The organism is Agromyces humi (genome assembly GCF_009720255.1).
GTDB lineage: Bacteria > Actinomycetota > Actinomycetes > Actinomycetales > Microbacteriaceae > Agromyces > Agromyces humi.
Map to the genome: position 1 here is coordinate 1 of NZ_WJSP02000677.1, position 1,008 is coordinate 1,008.

2 protein-coding genes are annotated in these 1,008 nt (G+C 72.2%); both read right to left on the minus strand.

Features of this window, described 5'->3' with window-relative positions; all coding sequences use genetic code 11:
• Positions 1-80 precede the first annotated feature (80 nt).
• Entirely contained in the window at positions 81-374 is a 294-nt protein-coding gene (locus GH736_RS23445; protein WP_159607467.1) for a GNAT family N-acetyltransferase, read from the minus strand.
• A gap of 4 nt (positions 375-378) precedes the next feature.
• Positions 379-594, minus strand: coding sequence for a hypothetical protein (locus GH736_RS25580; protein WP_203230937.1), 216 nt, complete (start codon positions 592-594; stop codon positions 379-381).
• Positions 595-1,008 lie beyond the last annotated feature (414 nt).

Here is a 1,008-nt window from a genome sequence, read left to right on the forward strand (position 1 = left end):
CAGCATGAGCGGCTCGCCGGCGGCGAGGTGCGGGGCTTCGGCGGCGCGAACCTGCGCGGCGGAGTACCCGGCGGCCATGGTCAGGCCGTTCGCGGATCGAGCATCGCCGCGCGATCGGGGTGCCGGTCGAACCACTCGCCCACGTACCAGCAGCTCGGCACGATACGGCGATCGGATGTGGCCTCGACGTCGTCGACGGCGAACTCGACGAGCTCGCCGGCCAGGCCGCTGCCGCGATACCGCGGGTTCGTGAAGGTGCGCGTGAAGGCGACGGAGTCGCCGAGCACCCGGTAGTCGAGCACGCTCGCGATATCGCCCCCGAGCCTCAGCACATAGCGACGGGCATCGGGTTCGTGGGTGAGTTCCTTCTGCACCGCTTCAGGCTACGCCCGGGCGGCCGTCACGGCGGCAGCGCGTGGGGGCGTCAGGCGCCTCACCGTCCCCGGAGCCGCTCGAGGTCTCGACGCTCCCGCTTCGTGGGACGCCCGGCGCCGCGATCGCGTCGTGCGGGCGGCCCGGCTCGTTCCAGACCATGGCGACGGGGGAGGGCTTCACGAGGACGTCGAGGTCGCCGACGCGCTGCACGGTGTGCACGCCGGGGCCTACGCCCGGCGACGCAGCGAGCGGAGGCCGCCGCCGAGGCCGAGCAGGTCGACGACCATCGTGTGCCTGGACATGGCTGGGCCTCCTCGTCCGGCCCCGCCGCGCCTGGCGTCGATCGACGCCTGCACGACGCATCGACGACGGCCTGCCCGTGATCTTCGGCGACCCGCGTGTCCTCGAGGTCGAGCACGCGTCGGATGCCCTCGAGACTCACGCCCTCGTGCGCGCTGATCCCGCTAAAGGAGACCGGTCAGGTAAAGCATGGTCGGCGTGGTCTGCCGTTTCGTCGAATGCGAAACGGCCGGACGAAGGCGTCGGTCGCGGAGCTCGCCGCCGGATGTCCTCCCCGCGGGCGCGCCGTGCAGGGCCACGGTCTGCCTTACCCGGTCATGACCTGGCTCGTGT